Source organism: Pseudomonas sp. BNK-45, from assembly GCF_047456255.1.
Taxonomy (GTDB): Bacteria; Pseudomonadota; Gammaproteobacteria; order Pseudomonadales; family Pseudomonadaceae; genus Aquipseudomonas.
Window position 1 is genome coordinate 1,785,942 of sequence record NZ_CP179909.1, and the last position, 19,037, is coordinate 1,804,978.

Here is a 19,037-nt window from a genome sequence, read left to right on the forward strand (position 1 = left end):
TGCAGGCTTATTGACCGATAAACAGGCAAAGAGTTTATTCAAAGTGCCAGCAGATCGCGCGCGATATACCCCGCATCAGATGAGATAACCAGAACATTCTGTCAATCGAGTGGTTGCGGGCTTTCTATTTATCATTCAAATAGTTAGCCACTAGCCTCTAGCGAGCGCATCGGGATGCGCCTTATATAACTAGAGGAATTCAACATGACCGCTTCTCTTGGCCTTGGGAGTCTTTCCCAGCGACGCATACTGGGCGTGCTTGCCGCCAGTCTGCTTTCCCTTTCCGTACAGGCTGCCACGCTGACCCGCGACAATGGCGCGGCCGTAGGCGATAACCAGAATTCACAGACTGCAGGCGCCACCGGCCCGGTGTTGCTGCAAGATGTGCAACTGATCCAGAAGCTTCAGCGGTTTGATCGCGAGCGCATTCCAGAGCGTGTGGTACACGCCCGTGGTACCGGCGCCCACGGCACTTTCACCGTCACCGACAGCCTCAGCGACCTGACCCGTGCCAAGGTCTTTGCCGCCGGTGAGACCACTCCGGTATTTGTCCGTTTTTCCTCGGTGGTGCACGGCAACCACTCCCCGGAAACCTTGCGCGACCCACGGGGTTTCGCCACCAAGTTCTATACCGCAGAGGGTAACTGGGACCTGGTCGGCAACAACTTCCCGACGTTCTTCATTCGCGATGCCATCAAGTTCCCGGACATGGTGCATGCGTTCAAACCCGATCCGCGCACCAATCTGGATGATGACTCGCGACGTTTTGATTTCTTCTCTCATGTTCCCGAAGCCACTCGCACATTGACCGAGCTGTATTCCAACTCCGGAACTCCGGCCAGTTACCGGGAAATGGATGGTAATGGCGTGCACGCCTACAAGTTGATCAATGCCAAGGGCGAAGTGCATTACGTGAAGTTTCACTGGAAGAGCCTGCAAGGCCTGAAGAATCTCGATCCGAAACAAGTGGTCGAGGTCCAGGGGCGTGATTACAGCCATATGAGCAACGACTTGGTAACCCACATCAATAAAGGGGACTTTCCCAAGTGGGACTTGTATGTCCAGGTATTGAAACCCGAAGACTTGGCCAAGTTTGATTTCGACCCGCTGGACGCCACCAAGATCTGGCCGAATGTGCCCGAGCGCAAAGTCGGGCAGATGGTGTTGAACCGCAACCCGGCCAACGTGTTCCAGGAAACCGAGCAGGTGGCCATGGCCCCGTCCAACCTGGTGCCGGGAATCGAACCGTCGGAAGACCGTCTGCTGCAGGGCCGGGTGTTCTCCTACGCCGATACCCAGATGTACCGCCTGGGCGCCAACGCCCTGCAACTGCCGATCAACGCGCCGAAGAGCCCGGTGAACAACGGCAACCAGGACGGCGCCATGAACCTGGGCCACACCAGCACCGGGGTCAACTACCAGCCGAGCCGCCTGATGCCGCGTGAAGAGCCGCAAAGCGCGCGCTACAGCCAGATGGCGCTGTCGGGCAGCACCCAGCAGGCGAAGATCCAGCGTGAGCAGAACTTCAAGCAGGCCGGGGACCTGTATCGCTCCTTCAGCAAGAAAGAGCGCCAGGACCTGATCGACAGCTTCGGCGGCTCCCTGGCCACCACTGACGACGAGAGCAAGCACATCATCCTGTCGTTCCTTTACAAGGCCGACCCGGAGTACGGCAGCGGCGTGACCCGCGTGGCCAAGGGCGACCTGGCCCGGGTCAAGGCCCTGGCAGCCAAGCTGAGCGACTGATCGCGCCAGCCTCACCTCGTCACGCCCGTCCGGGCGTGACGTCTTTTTCCGACAGAGGAGTCGCGCCATGCGTCTTTTTATAGCGCTGTTGTCAGTGGCCTGGTCGTTTGTCGCCTATGCGCAGCCGGCGGCCGAACCAGCGGCGAGTGCCGACCCGGTGGCGGTCAAGGTTCAACTGGAACACTACTATTTCGATGCCGCGCGCCGGGGCGACGTGGCAATGCTCGACACCTTCATCGAGGCCGGTTACGCCCTCGATACCCAGGATGAAAAGGGCTACACCGCGCTGATCCTGGCCGCCTATCACGGCCAGGGCCCGGCGGTGGAGCGCCTGCTGGCCGCCGGCGCCAATGCCTGTGCCCAGGACAAGCGCGGCAACACCGCATTGATGGGGGCGATCTTCAAGGGCGAGGTGCAGATTGCCCGGCGCCTGCTGGCCGCCGATTGCAGCCCCGACCAGCGCAACGGCGCGGGGCAGACCGCCGCCATGTATGCCGGGCTGTTCCAGCGGGAGGAATTGCTTCAGGCCCTGGCGGCCAAAGGCGCGGACCTGAATGCCGAGGATCCCCTGGGCAATAGCGCCACGCGGCTGGCCAGCGGGCAGATACGCACCGCGCCGCCGCGCTGATCCGTTCCAGCTGAGCTATCATCGCGGTTTTTGCCGGGGGTTCAGATGGCCAAGGCCAAGCGCATGTACGGCTGCACCGAGTGCGGCTCCACCTTTCCCAAATGGGCCGGGCAATGCGGTGAGTGCGGGGCCTGGAACACCCTGACCGAGACCATGATCGAAAGTGGCGGCGCCGCGGCACCTGCCGGGCGCACCGGCTGGGCCGGGCAGCAGGCGCAGATCAAGACCCTGGCGGAAGTCAGCGTCGAGGAAATCCCGCGTTTCTCCACCGCCTCCGGCGAACTCGACCGGGTGCTGGGCGGTGGCCTGGTGGACGGTTCGGTGGTGCTGATCGGCGGCGATCCGGGGATCGGCAAGTCGACCATCCTGCTGCAGACCCTGTGCAATATCGCCACGCGCATGCCGGCGCTCTACGTCACCGGCGAGGAATCCCAGCAGCAGGTGGCGATGCGCGCCCGGCGCCTGGGCCTGCCCCAGGATCAACTGCGGGTGATGACCGAAACCTGCATCGAAACCATCATCGCCACGGCCCGGGTGGAAAAGCCCAAGGTCATGGTGATCGACTCGATCCAGACGATTTTCACCGAGCAGCTGCAATCGGCCCCGGGCGGCGTGTCCCAGGTGCGCGAGAGCGCGGCCTTGCTGGTGCGCTACGCCAAGCAGAGCGGCACGGCGATCTTCCTGGTGGGCCACGTGACCAAGGAAGGCGCCCTGGCCGGGCCACGGGTGCTTGAGCACATGGTCGACACCGTGCTGTATTTCGAGGGGGAGTCCGACGGTCGCCTGCGTTTGCTGCGGGCGGTGAAGAACCGTTTCGGTGCGGTCAATGAACTGGGCGTGTTCGGCATGACCGACCGCGGTTTGAAGGAAGTCTCCAACCCTTCGGCGATTTTTCTCACCCGCGCCCAGGAAGAGGTGCCGGGCAGCGTGGTGATGGCCACCTGGGAAGGTACCCGGCCGATGCTGGTGGAAGTTCAGGCGCTGGTGGATGACAGCCACCTGGCCAACCCGCGCCGGGTGACCCTCGGCCTGGACCAGAACCGCCTGGCCATGCTGCTGGCGGTGTTGCATCGCCACGGCGGTATTCCGACCCACGATCAGGACGTGTTCCTCAACGTGGTGGGCGGGGTCAAGGTGCTGGAAACCGCGTCCGACCTGGCGCTGATGGCGGCGGTGATGTCGAGCCTGCGCAATCGTCCGCTGCCCCATGACTTGCTGGTGTTCGGCGAGGTGGGGCTGTCCGGCGAAGTGCGTCCGGTGCCCAGCGGTCAGGAGCGCTTGAAAGAGGCGGCCAAGCATGGCTTCAAGCGGGCCATCGTGCCCAAGGGCAACGCACCGAAGGAGGCGCCGCCAGGCTTGAAGATCATTGCCGTGACCCGCCTGGAACAGGCGTTGGATGCGCTTTTCGAATAATCGGCACGGGACTCGCAGGGAAGGAGGCAGGGGATGGGCATGACAAGGTTGAAGCGCTGGATGCTGGGCGCGGGGCTGTTGGGCTGTTCGGCGCTGGCCATGGCCCAGCAGGCTGAAGTACCGGAAGGCTATCGGATCGCCCAGCAGGTGCTGGTGGGGGACGGCTCGGTGCTGGAAGTACTGGAGGATCTGCGTATCACCCCCGAGTTGCATGCCAACAGCTGGGGCAATGGCCTGGACGCCGACAGTCTGGTCCCGTCCGACGACGATCACCCGGTTGCGCCGTTGGGGGCGCTGGCGCGCCTGGTGTCCGATGGCGGCGAGGTGTTGGCGCAGAAGTCCCTGGACTACCCGATGGCCACGGTGGAAAAGGCTCCGCTGAACGGCCTGCCGTCGCCGGCGTTTTTCCTGACCATTGACCAGACCGCGCCCATGGGCAGCTACAGCGGTCCCCTCACTGAAGTACTGACGCCGGAACAGAGTCAGCTGGATCCGGTGCTGTGCCTGGGGGAGGGCGGCGAGAAGCAGCCGCTGGTGTTCGCCCAGACCGGCAAGGCCGCCTGGCAGATCGTGCCCTCGGACAAGGGCGGCACCGAAAGCATCCAGCAGGTGTCGTCGGCGTCGTCGATGGAGAACGAAGAGTTCATCACCACCTATCGCACCTTCCGTTATGTCGACGGCCAGTGGACCGTTGCCTCGCGGCAACAGGCGGGTTACTGGGACATGGAAAGCGAGTTTCCCGAACCGGCGCTGTTTCCCTGAACAGCAGTGGGGCCGATCAGATATCGATCAAGGCCCCGAGCTCCCGCTCCAGTTCCTCGGGGTCTGCCAGGTTCAGCTCGATCAGGCGCCTGAGGTGTTCGATGGACTCCAGGCCGATGTGCAGGCAGACGAATCCCAGCTGGCCATGATTGTCATGGGCCAGTTGCACGTCCATGCGCACATCGGCATCGGGCCCGAGGTGGATATCGGCTTCGAAGATGCGGTTGGGGTCGCCCAGCCAGGGGTCGGGGCGCTCGATCAGCAGGCCCTTGAGGGACAGGTCCAGCAGTTGCACCGGCCAGCGGTGGGTGCCCTGGCTCAGTTTGGTCTTCGCATCGAAGGCGATGCGCTTGAAGCGTCGACGGTCGGCGTATTGCTCGCTCATGGGCTGGCCCTCTGCATGGTGCACTGACTATAGACCGCGGTTTATGACTGTCGCCACAGGCGGCCTGCAAGCGTGCGACGGCGTTATCGGTCAGGCTGGCCTGAGTTGAAAAAGTTTCGAAAAAAAACCTGCTCATTCGTTAAAAGAAGGCTCTAGACCAACGTGGGGGGTGGTCTTTGAGAGCAGTAGCGCTACACTCGAAACGCTGTCTTTCTGTCCACCCTGGCTGGAATAAAAAAATGAAAAATAATAATAGCCTGCTGCGCCATGTCCCCTGGCTGCTGCTGGCAATCGTAGGAGCGTGCGCCCTCGGCGTAGTTGCATTACGCCGCGGCGAGGCGATCAACGCCTTGTGGATTGTGGTGGCCGCGGTGGCCATCTATCTGGTGGCGTACCGGTATTACAGTCTGTTCATTGCCACTAACGTCATGCAGCTGGACCCGCGTCGGGCCACTCCGGCAGTGATCAACAACGACGGTCTGGACTATGTGCCGACCAACAAACACATTCTCTTCGGTCACCACTTTGCCGCCATCGCCGGCGCAGGCCCGCTGGTGGGTCCGGTCCTGGCGGCGCAGATGGGCTACCTGCCCGGCACCCTGTGGCTGATTGCCGGTGTGGTCCTGGCCGGTGCGGTGCAGGACTTCATGGTGCTGTTCCTGTCCACCCGGCGTAACGGCCGCTCCCTGGGCGACATGGTCCGTGAGGAGATGGGGCGTATCCCGGGAACCATCGCGCTGTTCGGCTGCTTCCTGATCATGATCATCATCCTCGCGGTGCTGGCGCTGATCGTGGTCAAGGCCCTGGCCGAGAGCCCGTGGGGCATCTTCACGGTCATGGCGACCATCCCGATCGCGGTGTTCATGGGCGTGTACATGCGCTACATCCGCCCGGGCCGCATTGGCGAGATTTCGCTGATCGGCGTGCTGCTGTTGCTGGGCTCCATCTGGCTGGGCGGCCAGGTGGCTGCCGATCCGGTGTGGGGCAAGATGTTCACCTTCACCGGTATCCAGATCACCTGGATGCTGATCGGCTACGGTTTCGTCGCCGCGGTACTGCCGGTGTGGCTGATCCTGGCTCCGCGGGACTACCTGTCGACCTTCCTCAAGATCGGCACCATCATCGCCCTGGCGATCGGCATCCTGATCACCATGCCCGAGCTGAAGATGCCGGCCCTGACCCAGTTCACCGATGGCACCGGCCCGGTGTGGAAAGGCGGCCTGTTCCCGTTCCTGTTCATCACCATCGCCTGTGGCGCGGTGTCGGGCTTCCATGCGCTGATCTCCTCGGGGACCACGCCGAAGCTTTTGGATAACGAAGCCAACGCCCGCTACATCGGCTACGGCGGCATGCTCATGGAGTCCTTCGTGGCGATCATGGCCATGGTCGCGGCCTCGGTGATCGAGCCGGGTGTGTACTTCGCCATGAACAGCCCGGCGGCCATTGTCGGCGGCGACGTGGTGGCCGTGGCGCAGACCGTCAGCAGCTGGGGGTTTGTGATCAGCCCGGAACAACTGCAGGCGGTGGCCAAGGACATCGGTGAAAACACCATCCTGGCCCGTGCCGGCGGTGCACCGACCCTGGCGGTGGGGATCGCGCAGATCCTTCACCACGTGCTGCCGGGTGAAAACACCATGGCGTTCTGGTACCACTTCGCGATCCTGTTCGAAGCGCTGTTCATCCTCACCGCGGTGGATGCCGGTACCCGTGCCGGTCGCTTCATGCTCCAGGACCTGCTGGGGTCCTTCGTTCCGGCGCTCAAGCGCACGGAATCCTGGACCGCCAACCTGATCGCCACCGCCGGTTGCGTGGCCCTGTGGGGCTACCTGCTGTACCAGGGCGTGATCGATCCGCTGGGCGGCATCAACACCTTGTGGCCACTGTTCGGCATCTCCAACCAGATGCTCGCCGGTATCGCCCTGATGCTCGGCACGGTGGTGCTGATCAAGATGAAGCGCCAGCGCTACATCTGGGTCACCCTGCTGCCGGCGGTCTGGCTGCTGATCTGCACCACCACCGCGGGCTTCATCAAGCTGTTCGACGCCAACCCGGCGATCGGCTTCCTGGCGCTGGCGAAGAAGTACAGCGATGCCCTGGCCAATGGTCAGATTCTCGCTCCGGCCAAGGACATCACCCAGATGCAGCACGTGATTTTCAACGCCTACACCAACGCGACCCTGACCGCCCTGTTCCTGCTGGTGGTGTTCAGCATCCTGTTCTACGCGCTCAAGGTCGGTGTTGCGGCCTGGGGTAGCAAGGAACGCACGGATAAAGAAGCGCCCTATCAGGCGGTGCCAGATGCGTAATCGAGGATTGCAAGCATGTTCAACGACCTGAGTCGCCTCGGGAAATACCTCGGGCAGGCCGCGCGCCTGATGGTCGGCATGCCCGACTACGACAACTACGTCGAGCATATGCAAACCAAGCACCCGGACAAGCCGGTGATGTCCTACGAGGCGTTCTTTCGGGAGCGCCAGGAGGCCCGCTACGGCGGCAAGGGCGGTCCGAAGTGCTGTTGAAACACAACGTTTGAGCCACACCCAGGCAGGAGCCGGCTTGCCGGCGATAGCGATTCTTCGGACGCCATCGCCGACACGCCGGCTCCTGCGTTTTTTGCGTGGGAGATCCTGTTTTGCAAAATCCTATTCCCGTCACCGTGCTCAGCGGTTTTCTCGGTGCCGGCAAGACCACCTTGCTGCGGCACCTGCTCAAGGCCGAGCACGGCTTGAAGATCGCCGTGATCGAGAACGAGTTCAGCGAGGCCGGCATCGACACCCAGTTGCTGGGGGAGCAGCCGGTCCAGGTCATGACCCTGTCCAACGGCTGCGTCTGCTGCACCATCCACACCGACCTGACCAAGGCCCTGTATCTGTTGCTGGAGCGTCTGGACAGCGGCGAGATCGCCTTCGACCGTCTGGTGATCGAGTGCACCGGCCTGGCCGATCCGGCGCCGGTGGCGCAAACCTTCTTCATCGATGAAGAGTTACGCGAGCGCTACATTCTCGACGGCATCATCACCCTGGTGGATGCCAAGCATGCCGAGTTCCACCTGACCCAGACCATCGCCCAGGCGCAGATCGGCTTTGCCGACCGGTTGCTGGTGAGCAAACGCGACCTGGTGGATGAGCAGACCTTCGATGCCCTGAGCCAGCGCCTGACGCGGATCAACCGCCGGGCGCCGATCCGGGTGGTGGAGCACGGCCGGATCGACCTGGCCGAACTGCTGGATGTGCGCGGCTTCAATTTGAACGCTGATCTGGGGGGCGGCATCAGCCTGCGCCCGGTGAGCCAGGCACCCTCGGTGGACCGGATCTCCAGCCTGGTGCTGCGCACCGAGCAGGCCCTGGATCTGGATCGCCTCAGCGAGTTCATGAATGAGCTGCTGGAGGACCACGGCAAGCAGCTGCTGCGTTACAAAGGGGTGCTGAATGTGATCGACGAGCCGCGGCGCATGGTGTTCCAGGGCGTGCTCAAGCTCTATGGCTTCGATTGGGACACCGAGTGGGCCGAAGGCGAGGCGCGGGAGAGTGTGATGGTGTTCATTGCCGATGATCTGCCGGAAGAGAAGATCCGGCAGGGCTTCGACAGGATGCTGGGCCGCTGAAGCCTTCGCCGGCCAGCCGGCTCCTACCGCCGGGCCTCGGCGGGTGCCGTGCCTAGCAGGCGGCGCTCCAGGTGATCCAGGTGCCGGTGCATCAGGGCTTCGGACTGCTCGACGTCGGCCGCCTGCAGCGCGTCGATGAGCGTTGCGTGCTCTTGCCAGGCACAGCAGTGGCGGGTGCGACCTTCGAACTGGGCGATGGCCAGGGACGTCAGGGGCACCAGGCTGCCGAGAAACTGCGCCAGCGGACCATTGCCCGCCACTTCTGCCAGTTGCAGGTGGAACTCCCCGGACAGGCGGATGGCCGGTCCGCGCTGGTCGCGCTCGATGGCTTCACGTTCCCGGGCGATCAATTGCCGCAGAGGTTGCAGTTGGCGCCGGGGTTGTTGGCAGGCAAGGCGCACCAGGGTGATTTCCGTCAGGCGCCGGGCGTGCAGGATCTGCCGGGTCTGTTCCCGGTCCGGGGCGGCGACCTGGGGCCGGTGATTGGGCCGCAGGATGATCACTTGCTGATGGGACAAGCGTGCCAGGACCTGGCGGATGATGCTGCGGCTGACGCCGAAGGCCTGCCCCAGGCTGTCCTCGGTGAAGCGGCTGCCGGGGGCGATGCGCTGTTCGAGGATGGCATCGAAGATCTGCGGATAGACGTCATCGACCAGCAGTTTTTTTTCGCCGCACTGGCGCCGCGGCAGGCTGGCCACCAGGGTGAAGGGGTTGTTTTTCAGGGCGTAGCTGACCATGGCCTGTCTCCAGTCCAGTTGCTGACTCGGGGGTTGATTACGGGGCGTTGCTGCCCAGGTGATCGTCCGGAATGTTCAGTTCGATGCCCATGCGCTGGCCTTCCTGGAGAATGTGCCGACGCATCTCGGCGCTGGCCAGAGCGCTGTTCTTGTTGCGGATCGCCCGCACCACCGCTTCATTTTCTTCCAGGCGTTCGGCCAGGTGCTCCGGCGAGTTGCGCAGGATCTGCGCACTTTGCTTGAGGGCATTGCTGGTCTGTTGCACCACGTTCTGGAAGATCGGGTTGCTGGTCAGGGTGAACAGTTCCTCGTGGAAGGCGATGTAGGCATTGACCCCGGCCTCGCTGTCGCCGGCTTCCAGGGCCTCGCGCATGTCCATCAGGGTCAGGCGCAGCTGGCCGACTTCCTTGCTGCTGATGGATTGCGCCACCAGCCCGACGATGAAGGGTTCCAGGGTGTAGCGCAGTTGCAGCACGTCCTCGAGGCTGGCACCGGCCACGCCGCTCTCGGCTCCCTGGGCTTCGCCCTGGGGGGCATCCAGCACTACCACGCCTTTGCCTGGCATGGAGCGCACCAGGCCCAGAGTCTCCAGGACGATCACCGCTTCGCGCAGGCTGGGGCGGCTGATGCCCAATTGCTCGGCCAGTTCACGTTGCCCGGGCAGCATGTCGCCGGAGCGCCACTGGCCACGGGCGAGGGCGGCCCGGAGCTTTTCTACCACTGAATTCACAACCGTTGACGAGCTGATCACTGTTGACTCCATGAGCTATCGGTAGCGCGCCGTTGCCGCGCTGATGGTGGTGCCTGCCGTGGGCAGGCACCAGGCTGGATTAAAATTCCTGCTGGTGGGCAGCGGCCACCGGTTTGCGCGCCTGGAAGGTATAGCCCTGTTGACCACTGAGCACCTTGTTGGCCCGTTGCACGTCGATGTCCTTTTCCCAGCGAGCGATGGCCACGGTGGCCACGCAGTTGCCGATCAGGTTGGTCAGCGCGCGACCGATGCCCATGAACCAGTCCACCGCCAGCACCAGCACCAGGCCCACCACCGGGATCGCCGGGATCGCGGTCAGGGTCGCGGCCAGGATCACCAGGGCCGAACCAGGAATCCCGTGGGCGCCCTTGGAGGTGATCAGCGACACCAGGAGGATGGTCAACAGGTCCGACATGGATAACGGCGTGCCGGTGGCGTTGGCGATGAAGACAATGGCCAGGGTCAGGTAGATGGAGAAGCCGTCCAGGTTGAACGAGTAGCCGGTGGGAATCACCAGGCCCACGGTGGAGCTGCCGATGCCCAGGTGTTCCAGCTTGCGCATGATCTGTGGCAGCACCGCATCGGAGGAGGCGGTGCCGAGGACGATCAGCAATTCTTCGCGCAGGTATTTTAGGAAGGGCAGCATGCGCAGGCCGGACAGACGCATCACCAAGCCGAGGATCACCGCGACGAAGGCAAGGCAGGTCAGGTAGAACAGGCCCACCAGGCTGCCCAGGTGCTGCAGTGAATCCAGGCCGTACTTGCTGGTGGTGAAGGCGATGGCGCCGAACACGCCGATGGGCGCCAGGCGCACGATCATGCCCATGATGCGAAAGATCACGTGGCTCAGCTCGTTGATCAGCCGGGAAATGCCCGAGGCCGCTTCGCCCACCAGGTTCAGGGCGCTGCCGAACAGCACCGAGAACAGCAGCACCTGGAGAATGTTGTTCTCGGCAAAGGCGCCGATCACCGAGGTGGGGATCAGGTCCATGAGGAACTGGGTGGTGGTGTGCATGTGCTGGCCGCGCTGGGCGATATCGCCCATGTCGGCGGCGGACAGCTGTTCCAGGTGAATATTGGCGCCGCTGCCGATGCCGGTGCTGAAGGCCATGACCAGGCCGATCACCAGGGCGATGGTGGTAAGGATCTCGAAGTAGATCACCGACTTGAGGCCGATGCGTCCGACCTTCTTCAGATCGCCAGCGCCGGAGATACCGCTGACCACCACGCAGAACACGATCAGGCCGATGAGCATCTTGATCAGCTTGATGAAGCCATCGCCCAGTGGTTTGAGTTGTGAGGAGTATTCGGGGAGGGTGAGGCCGCAGACGATGCCAAGCATCAGTCCGAGCACAACCTGGAGGAAAATCGAACGCGAGCACCATCTGAGCATGGGGAGGAATCCTGGTCGGTGTCCTGTCTGCCGTGCGCATGGGGGGCGCAGCGGATGGAGGACTTAATTATTGTGGTCTTACCGGTATGTCCAGTGCAGGCGCAGTCTACGCTCGGCTTTTAGCGGTTTACAAGGGGGCTGACGCAAATTGGCATGACCGGTCTGACCAGTGGTTTTTCTTCCCCAAGTCACTGTAGCCGCTGCCGTAGGCTGCGATCGGCCGGAACGGCCGCCCGAGTATCTTGCGTTCGCAAGACCTCGCAGGCTCCTTTCAGCGCCTGGTGCGGCGGCCATCCAGGCACAAAAAAGCCCGGCGCTGGGCCGGGCTTTTTCTGTTGCGGTCTGCGGGCTGATTAAGCGCCGTATACCGGCAGCTTCTTGCAGATGGCCTTGACCTTCTCACGCACGGCGTCGATCACCGCTTCGTTGGACAGGTCCGCCAGGATGTCGCAGATCCAGCCGGCCAGTTCCTTGCACTCGGCTTCCTTGAAGCCACGGGTGGTCACGGCCGGAGTACCGAAGCGCAGGCCGGAAGTGACGAACGGGGAACGTGGGTCGTTAGGCACGGAGTTCTTGTTCACGGTGATGAAGGCTTTGCCCAGAGCGGCGTCGGCGTCTTTACCGGAGATGTCCTGCTTGATCAGCGACAGCAGGAACAGGTGGTTCTTGGTGCCGCCGGAAACCACGTCGAAACCGCGTGCGATGAACACTTCGGCCATGGCCTGGGCGTTCTTCACCACTTGTTCCTGGTAGGCCTTGAACTCAGGCTGCAGCGCTTCCTTGAAGCAGATCGCTTTAGCGGCGATCACGTGCTCCAGCGGGCCGCCCTGGGCGCCCGGGAATACCGCGGAGTTCAGCTTCTTCTCGATGTCGGCGTTGGCGCGAGCCAGGATCAGGCCGCCACGTGGACCGCGCAGGGTCTTGTGGGTGGTGGTGGTCACGACGTCGGCGAATGGCACCGGGTTCGGGTAGACGCCAGCGGCGACCAGACCGGCCACGTGGGCCATGTCGACGAACAGGTAGGCGCCAACCTTGTCAGCGATTTCGCGGAAACGCGGGAAGTCGAGGATCTGCGAGTAGGCGGAGAAACCGGCCACGATCATTTTCGGCTTGTGCTCGAGGGCCAGGCGCTCGACTTCGTCGTAGTCGATCAGGCCGTTGGCGTCGATGCCGTATTGAATGGCGTTGTACAGCTTGCCGGAGGAGGAAACGGCAGCACCGTGGGTCAGGTGACCGCCATGGGCCAGGCTCATGCCCAGGATGGTGTCGCCGCCTTGCAGCAGGGCCAGGTAGACCGCAGCGTTGGCCTGGGAGCCGGCGTGTGGCTGGACGTTGGCGTAGTCGGCGCCGAACAGCTCCTTGGCGCGATCAATGGCCAGTTGCTCAACCACGTCGACGTATTCGCAACCGCCGTAGTAGCGCTTGCCTGGGTAGCCTTCGGCGTATTTGTTGGTCAGTACCGAGCCTTGAGCTTCCATCACCGCTGGGCTGGTGTAGTTTTCCGAAGCGATCAGCTCAATGTGCTCTTCCTGACGCTGAGCTTCTTGCTCCATGGCGGCAAAGAGATCGGCGTCGTACTTGGCAATAGTCAAATCACGGCTGAACATGGCGGTCCTCAAGGATCGGGGGGCAGAAAGGGGAGGCATTCTAACCCAATGGGTTTTAGATGGCATATGAAAGGACATCATGTCGCACAGAAGCAGCGCTCAAGTGACGAAATGCAAGCCGCAAGCCGCAAGCCGCAAGCCGGCAGCGGATCGCTTTTCTCTTGCCGCTTGCCGCTTGAAGCTTGCCACTGCTTTTAGTCGAACATGAACAGGGCGTCGTTGCTGAATTGCGCTTCGAAGCGATTGGCCGGCATCGGCCGGCCGAACAGGTAGCCCTGGACCTCGTCGCAGCCATGTTCGCGCAGGAACTCCAGCTGCTCGTGGGTTTCCACGCCCTCGGCGATCACCGCCAGGTTCAGGCTGTGGGCCATGGCGATGATGGCGCGGGCGATCTGCGCATCCTGCTCGCCGGATGGCAGGCCGTCGACGAAGGTGCGGTCGATCTTCAGCACGTCGATGGGGAACTGCTTGAGGTAGTTGAGTGAGGAATAGCCAGTACCGAAGTCGTCGACCGCGATGCTCAGGCCGAGATTCTTCAGGCCGTCGAGGATCTGCATCGCCTCGCTGACTTCGCGCATCAGGATGCTTTCGGTCAGTTCCAGTTCCAGGCACGCCGGCGGCAGGCCGGTGTCCTTGAGGATGGTGGCGATGCGCATGCCCAGCTGGCCGTCGGAGAACTGCCGCGCGGAGATGTTCACCGAGACCTTCGGCACCCGCACCTTGGCCTGGTGCCAGGCCTTGAGCTGGCGGCAGGCTTCGCTGATCACCCAGTCGCCGACATCCACCACCAGGCCCAGTTCTTCCAGCACCGGAATGAAATCCCCCGGCGGCACCAGGCCGCGCCGCGGATGCCGCCAGCGCAGCAGCGCCTCGGCGCCGGTCAGGCGCTTGCCGTCACCGCTGAACTGCGGCTGGTAATAAAGCACGAACTCTTCCTGCTCCAGAGCGTGGCGCAGGTCGCTTTCCAGCTCCAGGCGCTCCAGGGCACTGGCGTTCATGTCGGCCTGGTAGAACTGGAAGTTGTTCTTGCCGCGTTCCTTGGCGTGGTACATCGCGGTGTCGGCGTTCTTCATCAACTGGCTCAGTTCGTTGCCGTCCTGCGGACTCAGGGCAATCCCGATACTGGCGGTGACAAAGAACTCCCGGCCTTCGAGGACGAAGGGCTTGACCAGGCTGGCGAGGATCTTCTCGGCCACGTTGATGGCCCGGTTCAGGGCTATTTCGCGACTGGAACGGGGTTGCAGGAGCAGGGTGAACTCGTCGCCGCCCATGCGCGCCACGGTGTCGTCATCGTCGACGCAACCCAGCAAGCGAGTGGCCATTTCCTTGAGCATGCGATCCCCGGCGGCGTGGCCCAGGGAGTCGTTGATCGGCTTGAAGCGGTCCAGGTCGAGGAACATCAGCACCACCCAGGACTTTTGTCGCTCCGCCGATTGCAGCGCGGTGTGCAGGCGGTCCTGGAACAGGGTGCGGTTGGGCAGGTGGGTCAGGGCGTCGTAGTAGGCCAGGCGGTGAATCCGCTGTTCGCTGGCCTTGCGCTCGCTGATGTCGCTGAAGAAGCACACGTAGCTGGCCAGGTCGCCTTCGTCGTCGAGCACCGCGGTGATCCCGACCCAGGCCGGGTAGTGTTCGCCATTGCGGCGTTTTAGCCAGACTTCGCCTTCCCAGGTGCTGTGCTGGTGCAACTGCTTGAGCACGTAGCCCAGGTGGGCTTCCTGCTGCTCGTCGACGGTGAGCATGTTGGGCAACTGGTCGAGTACCTGGGACACGGCGTAGCCGCTGACCCGGCTGAAGGCTTCGTTGGCCTGCACGATGTAGCCGGCCGGGTCGGTGATCAGGATCGCCGAAGTCGAGTGCTCGAATACCGTGGCCGCCATGCGCAGGTCTTTTTCCGCCCGGCGCTGCTGGCTGATGTCGCGGCCGACCCCGAGCACGCCTTCGAAGGCGCCGTGCTCGTCCCACACCAGGACCAGGCGCAGTTCGATGGGGATCTTGCGGCCGTCGGCCCGCAGGCAGTCGAACAGGAACAACTGGGTCTGCACCTGGCTGCGCAATTGCGCCAGTTGCTCGGGTTTGTCCAGGGCCTTGCTGACCCGGTCCATCAGGGCATAGATGCCGGTCAGTTGCTGCGGGTTGGCGATGGTCGACTGCCAGCCGTTCTGGAAGATCCACTCCACGTCGTAGCCCAGTACGGCATGCACCGAGGGGCTGACGTAGTTCAGCGAGAGCTTGCTGTCGGTGGAGAAGATCACGTCGCTGATGCTCTCGGCGAGCATGCGGTAGCGTTGCTCGCTGTCACGCAGCGATTCGCTGGCCTCGATCTGGTCGGTGATGTCCTTGGCCACGCCGATGATGCGCGTCACCTGGTCGTAGCGGTCCCGGGCCAGGGCCTGCTCGCGGATTTCGAAGCGCCGCCACTGGCCGCTGCGGTGGCGGAAGCGCAATTGGCATTGCAGGAGCTGGGCGTAGGCCGAGTGGCGCTGCTCCTGGCGCAGGCGGTGATAGAGGTCGGCGTCTTCCGGGTGCAGGAGAATTTCCCAGAAGTATTCGCCCATCTGGTGCAGTTCGGTCTTGTTGTAGCCCAGGGTCTGGCCCAGGTGGTGGTTGCTGAAGATCATCCGCTGGCTGATCACGTCCTGCACGTACAGGTGATCGGGCACGGTGCGCACCACGTCGGACCAGAACCCCTCGCGCTCCAGCAGCGACAGCTCGATCAGCTTGCGACTGGTGATGTCGCTGATGCTGAGGATCACCGCACTGTAGTCCTCGACGGCCTCCGGCAGGCGCAGGACCAGCCACAGGTGCTGGTCATTGCCCTGGGCGTCGCTGAGCTTGATTTCCAGTTCCAGCTGTTTCTGCTGGTTGACCACCGCTTCCAGCAATTGGCAGCCGATCGCGTTGCCGTTATTCGGGTTGCCTTCTATCAGCAGTTGCCAGGCCTGCTCGCTGGACTCGACGTTGAGCAGGCGCAGTGCCACCTGGTTGACTTCGGTGATGCGCAATTCACTGAGCAACTGCTGGCGATGATCCGGGTGGCTGGCTTGCCAGCGCTTGAGCTGGTCGCTGTTGTGCACATGGTGCTTGTCGAGCAGTTCCGGGAGCCCGGCGATATCCATGACGCACAGGGCCACGCCGGTGCCTTCGAAGATGTCCTGGTAGCGCCGCCGGCCTTCGTGCAACTGGCGCTGGCGCCGGCGCATGTTCAACAGGGCGATCACCGGCAGCAGGGAGAAGGCCAGGCCCAGCAGGCATTTGCCGATAAAGGCCGGCAGCAGATCCTCGATCACGGCCTGCTGGTCGAACAGGCCGCGCAGTTGCCAGTCACTGTTGCTCAGGGGCACCAGCAGTACGCTGTCGGCCATTTCACCGGGATCCAGCATGCCCGGGGTCGGGGTGCTGTGCTCGTCGCGCTTGATCACCTGGCGGCTGAGACGGTTCTCGATCACCCAGGTGGGCTTGAAGCTTCCTTCGCTCTGGCGCACCAGGGTCTGCAGGAAGCTGGGCGCCAGGCGCAGAACCCAGTAACTGGGGGTGGCGCCGCTGGACTGGTGCAGCAGCACGTGCACCACCGAACCGTCGGCGGGGTTGCTGTAGTAGTAGCGCTGCAAGTGGCTGCGCTGGATCAGTTCGGCGAGCCAGGGAGCGTCATGGCTGTCGCTGGCGCTGTCGCTGAGAATCTGTCCGGAGGCATCCAGCAAGGCAAAGCTGCGCACATCCGGCAGGGAACGCTGGAGCTTGTGTAGTAATTGCTGCTGTTGCTGGCTGTCCTGTGGCGATTCGACGATCGGTAGCAGATTGAGGGCGATCTGCGCATTGAGCGCCAGGTTCAGGCTCAGGTGGTCGGCCAGTTCGGCACTGTAGTCGATGGCGTGCTGGCGTTGGTCCTTGCGGGTTTGCTGCAGTTGGTCGAGCAGTTGCCAGAACAACAGAGCCAGGAGGAGCAGCACCAGCGTTGCCAGTGCGCCTTTGAGTGTGCCCCGCAAAGGATAGGCCGACGCGGAGGCTCTAGCGCGCGCGGGCTGTGGCGAAATAACGTTGGACAAGCTGTGATCCTGCGGTTTGGCTGGGCTGGCGCGACGTGCACTATAAGCCGGACGCCCGAAGGGCGGCTAGCATGCCTTGAGTTGTGGCAAAGTGCCAGTCCCGCTTGGCTGGACCTGGATCGTGCATTGAGGTAGTTTTGCCGGTTACGCGGGAGCGTTCCAGCTCCAGACAATCAGGCTTTTTCCGCCCGCCGGTATTGATCATGGTCAATGCCGGCGCTGCGCATGGCCTGGCCCGGGCCCGGCCCGTTCTATTCATCAGTCACTGACGCTAGGTTCACCATGGCTCAATACGTCTTCACCATGCATCGGCTGGGCAAAGTTGTTCCGCCGAAGCGGGAAATCCTGAAAAACATCTCCCTGTCTTTTTTCCCCGGCGCCAAGATCGGCGTGTTGGGCCTCAACGGTTCGGGCAAGTCCACACTGCTGAAAATCATGGCCGGCGTCGACACCGAGTTCGAAGGTGAAGCCCGTCCGATGCCGGACCTGAACATCGGCTACCTGCCTCAGGAACCACAGCTGGATCCAACCAAGACCGTGCGTGAAGTGGTCGAGGAAGCGGTGAGCGTGATCAAGGACGCCCAGGCACGCCTGGACGAAGTCTACGCCGCCTACGCCGAGCCGGATGCCGACTTCGACAAGCTGGCCGCCGAACAGGCCAAGCTGGAAGCCATCCTGCAAGCCAGCGATGGCCATAACCTGGAGCGCCAGCTGGAAGTGGCTGCCGACGCCCTGCGCCTGCCGGCCTGGGATGCCAAGGTCGAGCACCTGTCCGGTGGTGAGAAGCGTCGCGTGGCCCTGTGCCGCCTGCTGCTGTCGGCCCCCGACATGCTGCTGCTGGACGAACCGACCAACCACCTGGACGCCGACTCGGTGGCCTGGCTGGAGCATTTCCTCCACGACTTCCCGGGCACCGTGGTCGCGATCACGCACGACCGTTACTTCCTCGACAACGTCGCCGGCTGGATTCTCGAACTCGACCGCGGCGCGGGTATTCCATACGAGGGCAACTACTCGGGTTGGCTGGAAGCCAAGTCCGCGCGTCTGGCCCAGGAATCCAAGCAGCAGTCGGCCCATGAGAAGGCCATGAAGGAAGAGCTGGAATGGGTGCGCAAAGGCGCCAAGGCCCGCCAGTCGAAATCCAAGGCACGTCTGCAACGCTTCGAGGAAATGCAGTCCCAGGAATTCCAGAAGCGCAGCGAAACCAACGAGATCTACATCCCGGCCGGTCCGCGCCTGGGTGACAAGGTCATCGAGTTCAAGAACGTCACCAAGGGCTATGGCGATCGCGTCCTGATCGACAACCTGTCGTTCTCCATGCCCAAAGGCGCCATCGTCGGCGTGATCGGCGGCAACGGTGCCGGTAAGTCGACCCTGTTCCGCATGATCATGGGCAAGGAAACCCCGGATTCGGGCAGCATCGAGATCGGCGAAACCGTGCAGCTCGCCTGCGTGGACCAGAGCCGCGAGGACCTGGACGGCAGCAAGACCGTGTTCCAGCAGATTTCCGACGGGTCCGACCAGATCCGCATCGGCAACTACGAGATCCCGTCGCGCACCTACGTCGGCCGTTTCAACTTCAAGGGCGGCGACCAGCAGAAGTTCGTCAAGGACCTCTCCGGTGGTGAGCGTGGCCGTCTGCACCTGGCCCTGACCCTGAAAGAGGGCGGCAACGTCCTGCTGCTCGACGAACCGTCCAACGACCTTGACGTTGAAACCCTGCGTTCCCTGGAGGAAGCCCTGCTGGACTTCCCGGGCGCCGCCATTGTGATCTCCCACGACCGGTGGTTCCTGGACCGGGTGGCCACTCACATCCTGGCTTACGAAGACGATTCCCAAGCGGTGTTCTTCGAAGGCAACTACACCGAGTACGAAGCCGATCGCAAGAAGCGCCTGGGCGAAGCCGCAGCGCAACCGCACCGTGTGCGGCACAAGAAGCTGGCCTGACCGGCTTGCTGCTTGAAACAA

The 19,037-nt window shown here is 63.0% G+C and carries 14 protein-coding genes; 8 read left to right on the forward strand and 6 right to left on the reverse strand.

The features are described 5' to 3' along the window. The first annotated feature begins 204 nt into the window (after positions 1 to 204). The 4 genes from ACMGG8_RS08260 to ACMGG8_RS08275 all read left to right on the forward strand — a co-directional run bounded on the left by ACMGG8_RS08260 (position 205) and on the right by ACMGG8_RS08275 (position 4,549). Positions 205 to 1,746 (forward strand): catalase, encoded by a 1,542-nt coding sequence (locus tag ACMGG8_RS08260; RefSeq protein WP_060841188.1) that lies wholly within the window; start codon positions 205 to 207, stop codon positions 1,744 to 1,746. Positions 1,747 to 1,813: 67 nt separating this feature from the next. Then, positions 1,814 to 2,374, forward strand: coding sequence for an ankyrin repeat domain-containing protein (locus ACMGG8_RS08265; protein ID WP_060841187.1), 561 nt, complete (start codon positions 1,814 to 1,816; stop codon positions 2,372 to 2,374). 45 nt (positions 2,375 to 2,419) lie between these two features. Further along, entirely contained in the window at positions 2,420 to 3,787 is a 1,368-nt protein-coding gene (gene radA, locus ACMGG8_RS08270) for a DNA repair protein RadA (protein ID WP_011063580.1), read from the forward strand. A 33-nt stretch (positions 3,788 to 3,820) separates the two neighbouring features. Continuing rightward, positions 3,821 to 4,549, forward strand: coding sequence for a hypothetical protein (locus ACMGG8_RS08275; protein WP_414159436.1), 729 nt, complete (start codon positions 3,821 to 3,823; stop codon positions 4,547 to 4,549). 16 nt (positions 4,550 to 4,565) lie between these two features. Here ACMGG8_RS08275 and ACMGG8_RS08280 read toward each other — a convergent pair whose 3' ends face one another. Beyond that, the gene (locus tag ACMGG8_RS08280) at positions 4,566 to 4,934 is read right to left on the reverse strand and encodes a PilZ domain-containing protein (protein WP_060841185.1); all 369 of its coding nucleotides are present in this window, start codon (positions 4,932 to 4,934) and stop codon (positions 4,566 to 4,568) included. Positions 4,935 to 5,173: 239 nt separating this feature from the next. Between ACMGG8_RS08280 and ACMGG8_RS08285 the strand changes: the two genes are divergently transcribed. From ACMGG8_RS08285 to yjiA, 3 genes are all read left to right on the forward strand, one after another. Further along, positions 5,174 to 7,240 (forward strand): carbon starvation CstA family protein, encoded by a 2,067-nt coding sequence (locus tag ACMGG8_RS08285; protein ID WP_060841184.1) that lies wholly within the window; start codon positions 5,174 to 5,176, stop codon positions 7,238 to 7,240. Positions 7,241 to 7,255: 15 nt separating this feature from the next. Then, on the forward strand, positions 7,256 to 7,453 hold the full coding sequence (locus tag ACMGG8_RS08290; RefSeq protein WP_007937254.1) for a YbdD/YjiX family protein: 198 nt from the start codon (positions 7,256 to 7,258) through the stop codon (positions 7,451 to 7,453). A gap of 113 nt (positions 7,454 to 7,566) precedes the next feature. Beyond that, positions 7,567 to 8,538, forward strand: a complete 972-nt coding sequence (gene yjiA, locus ACMGG8_RS08295) for a GTPase (protein WP_060841183.1) — start codon at positions 7,567 to 7,569, stop codon at positions 8,536 to 8,538. A 23-nt stretch (positions 8,539 to 8,561) separates the two neighbouring features. Here yjiA and ACMGG8_RS08300 read toward each other — a convergent pair whose 3' ends face one another. From ACMGG8_RS08300 to ACMGG8_RS08320, 5 genes are all read right to left on the reverse strand, one after another. Next, positions 8,562 to 9,275, reverse strand: coding sequence for a GntR family transcriptional regulator (locus tag ACMGG8_RS08300; RefSeq protein ID WP_414159437.1), 714 nt, complete (start codon positions 9,273 to 9,275; stop codon positions 8,562 to 8,564). 37 nt (positions 9,276 to 9,312) lie between these two features. Beyond that, positions 9,313 to 10,026 carry a FadR/GntR family transcriptional regulator gene (locus ACMGG8_RS08305; RefSeq protein WP_060844681.1) on the reverse strand — a complete coding sequence of 238 codons (714 nt, stop codon included), beginning with the start codon at positions 10,024 to 10,026 and terminating at the stop codon, positions 9,313 to 9,315. Positions 10,027 to 10,105: 79 nt separating this feature from the next. Next, entirely contained in the window at positions 10,106 to 11,419 is a 1,314-nt protein-coding gene (locus ACMGG8_RS08310; RefSeq protein WP_060841180.1) for a C4-dicarboxylate transporter DctA, read from the reverse strand. Positions 11,420 to 11,772: 353 nt separating this feature from the next. Then, positions 11,773 to 13,026, reverse strand: a complete 1,254-nt coding sequence (glyA, locus tag ACMGG8_RS08315; protein ID WP_060841179.1) for a serine hydroxymethyltransferase — start codon at positions 13,024 to 13,026, stop codon at positions 11,773 to 11,775. Between the two features lie 194 nt (positions 13,027 to 13,220). Then, positions 13,221 to 17,069: an EAL domain-containing protein gene (locus tag ACMGG8_RS08320; RefSeq protein ID WP_414159438.1), complete on the reverse strand. Its 3,849-nt coding sequence runs from the start codon at positions 17,067 to 17,069 to the stop codon at positions 13,221 to 13,223. A 282-nt stretch (positions 17,070 to 17,351) separates the two neighbouring features. Between ACMGG8_RS08320 and ettA the strand changes: the two genes are divergently transcribed. Next, complete coding sequence (gene ettA / locus ACMGG8_RS08325; protein WP_016967012.1) at positions 17,352 to 19,016, forward strand: energy-dependent translational throttle protein EttA; 1,665 nt, start codon at positions 17,352 to 17,354, stop codon at positions 19,014 to 19,016. Positions 19,017 to 19,037: the final 21 nt, after the last annotated feature.

Excerpts from the sequence above, each read along its gene's own strand:
- radA (WP_011063580.1), top strand. The coding sequence starts at position 2,420 with ATGGCCAAGGCCAAGCGCATGTACGGCTGCACCGAGTGCGGCTCCACC.
- ACMGG8_RS08300 (WP_414159437.1), bottom strand. The coding sequence starts at position 9,275 with ATGGTCAGCTACGCCCTGAAAAACAACCCCTTCACCCTGGTGGCCAGC.
- ACMGG8_RS08280 (WP_060841185.1), bottom strand. The coding sequence starts at position 4,934 with ATGAGCGAGCAATACGCCGACCGTCGACGCTTCAAGCGCATCGCCTTC.
- ACMGG8_RS08285 (WP_060841184.1), top strand. The coding sequence starts at position 5,174 with ATGAAAAATAATAATAGCCTGCTGCGCCATGTCCCCTGGCTGCTGCTG.
- ACMGG8_RS08265 (WP_060841187.1), top strand. The coding sequence starts at position 1,814 with ATGCGTCTTTTTATAGCGCTGTTGTCAGTGGCCTGGTCGTTTGTCGCC.
- ACMGG8_RS08260 (WP_060841188.1), top strand. The coding sequence starts at position 205 with ATGACCGCTTCTCTTGGCCTTGGGAGTCTTTCCCAGCGACGCATACTG.
- ACMGG8_RS08310 (WP_060841180.1), bottom strand. The coding sequence starts at position 11,419 with ATGCTCAGATGGTGCTCGCGTTCGATTTTCCTCCAGGTTGTGCTCGGA.
- ettA (WP_016967012.1), top strand. The coding sequence starts at position 17,352 with ATGGCTCAATACGTCTTCACCATGCATCGGCTGGGCAAAGTTGTTCCG.
- glyA (WP_060841179.1), bottom strand. The coding sequence starts at position 13,026 with ATGTTCAGCCGTGATTTGACTATTGCCAAGTACGACGCCGATCTCTTT.
- ACMGG8_RS08290 (WP_007937254.1), top strand. The coding sequence starts at position 7,256 with ATGTTCAACGACCTGAGTCGCCTCGGGAAATACCTCGGGCAGGCCGCG.
- ACMGG8_RS08275 (WP_414159436.1), top strand. The coding sequence starts at position 3,821 with ATGGGCATGACAAGGTTGAAGCGCTGGATGCTGGGCGCGGGGCTGTTG.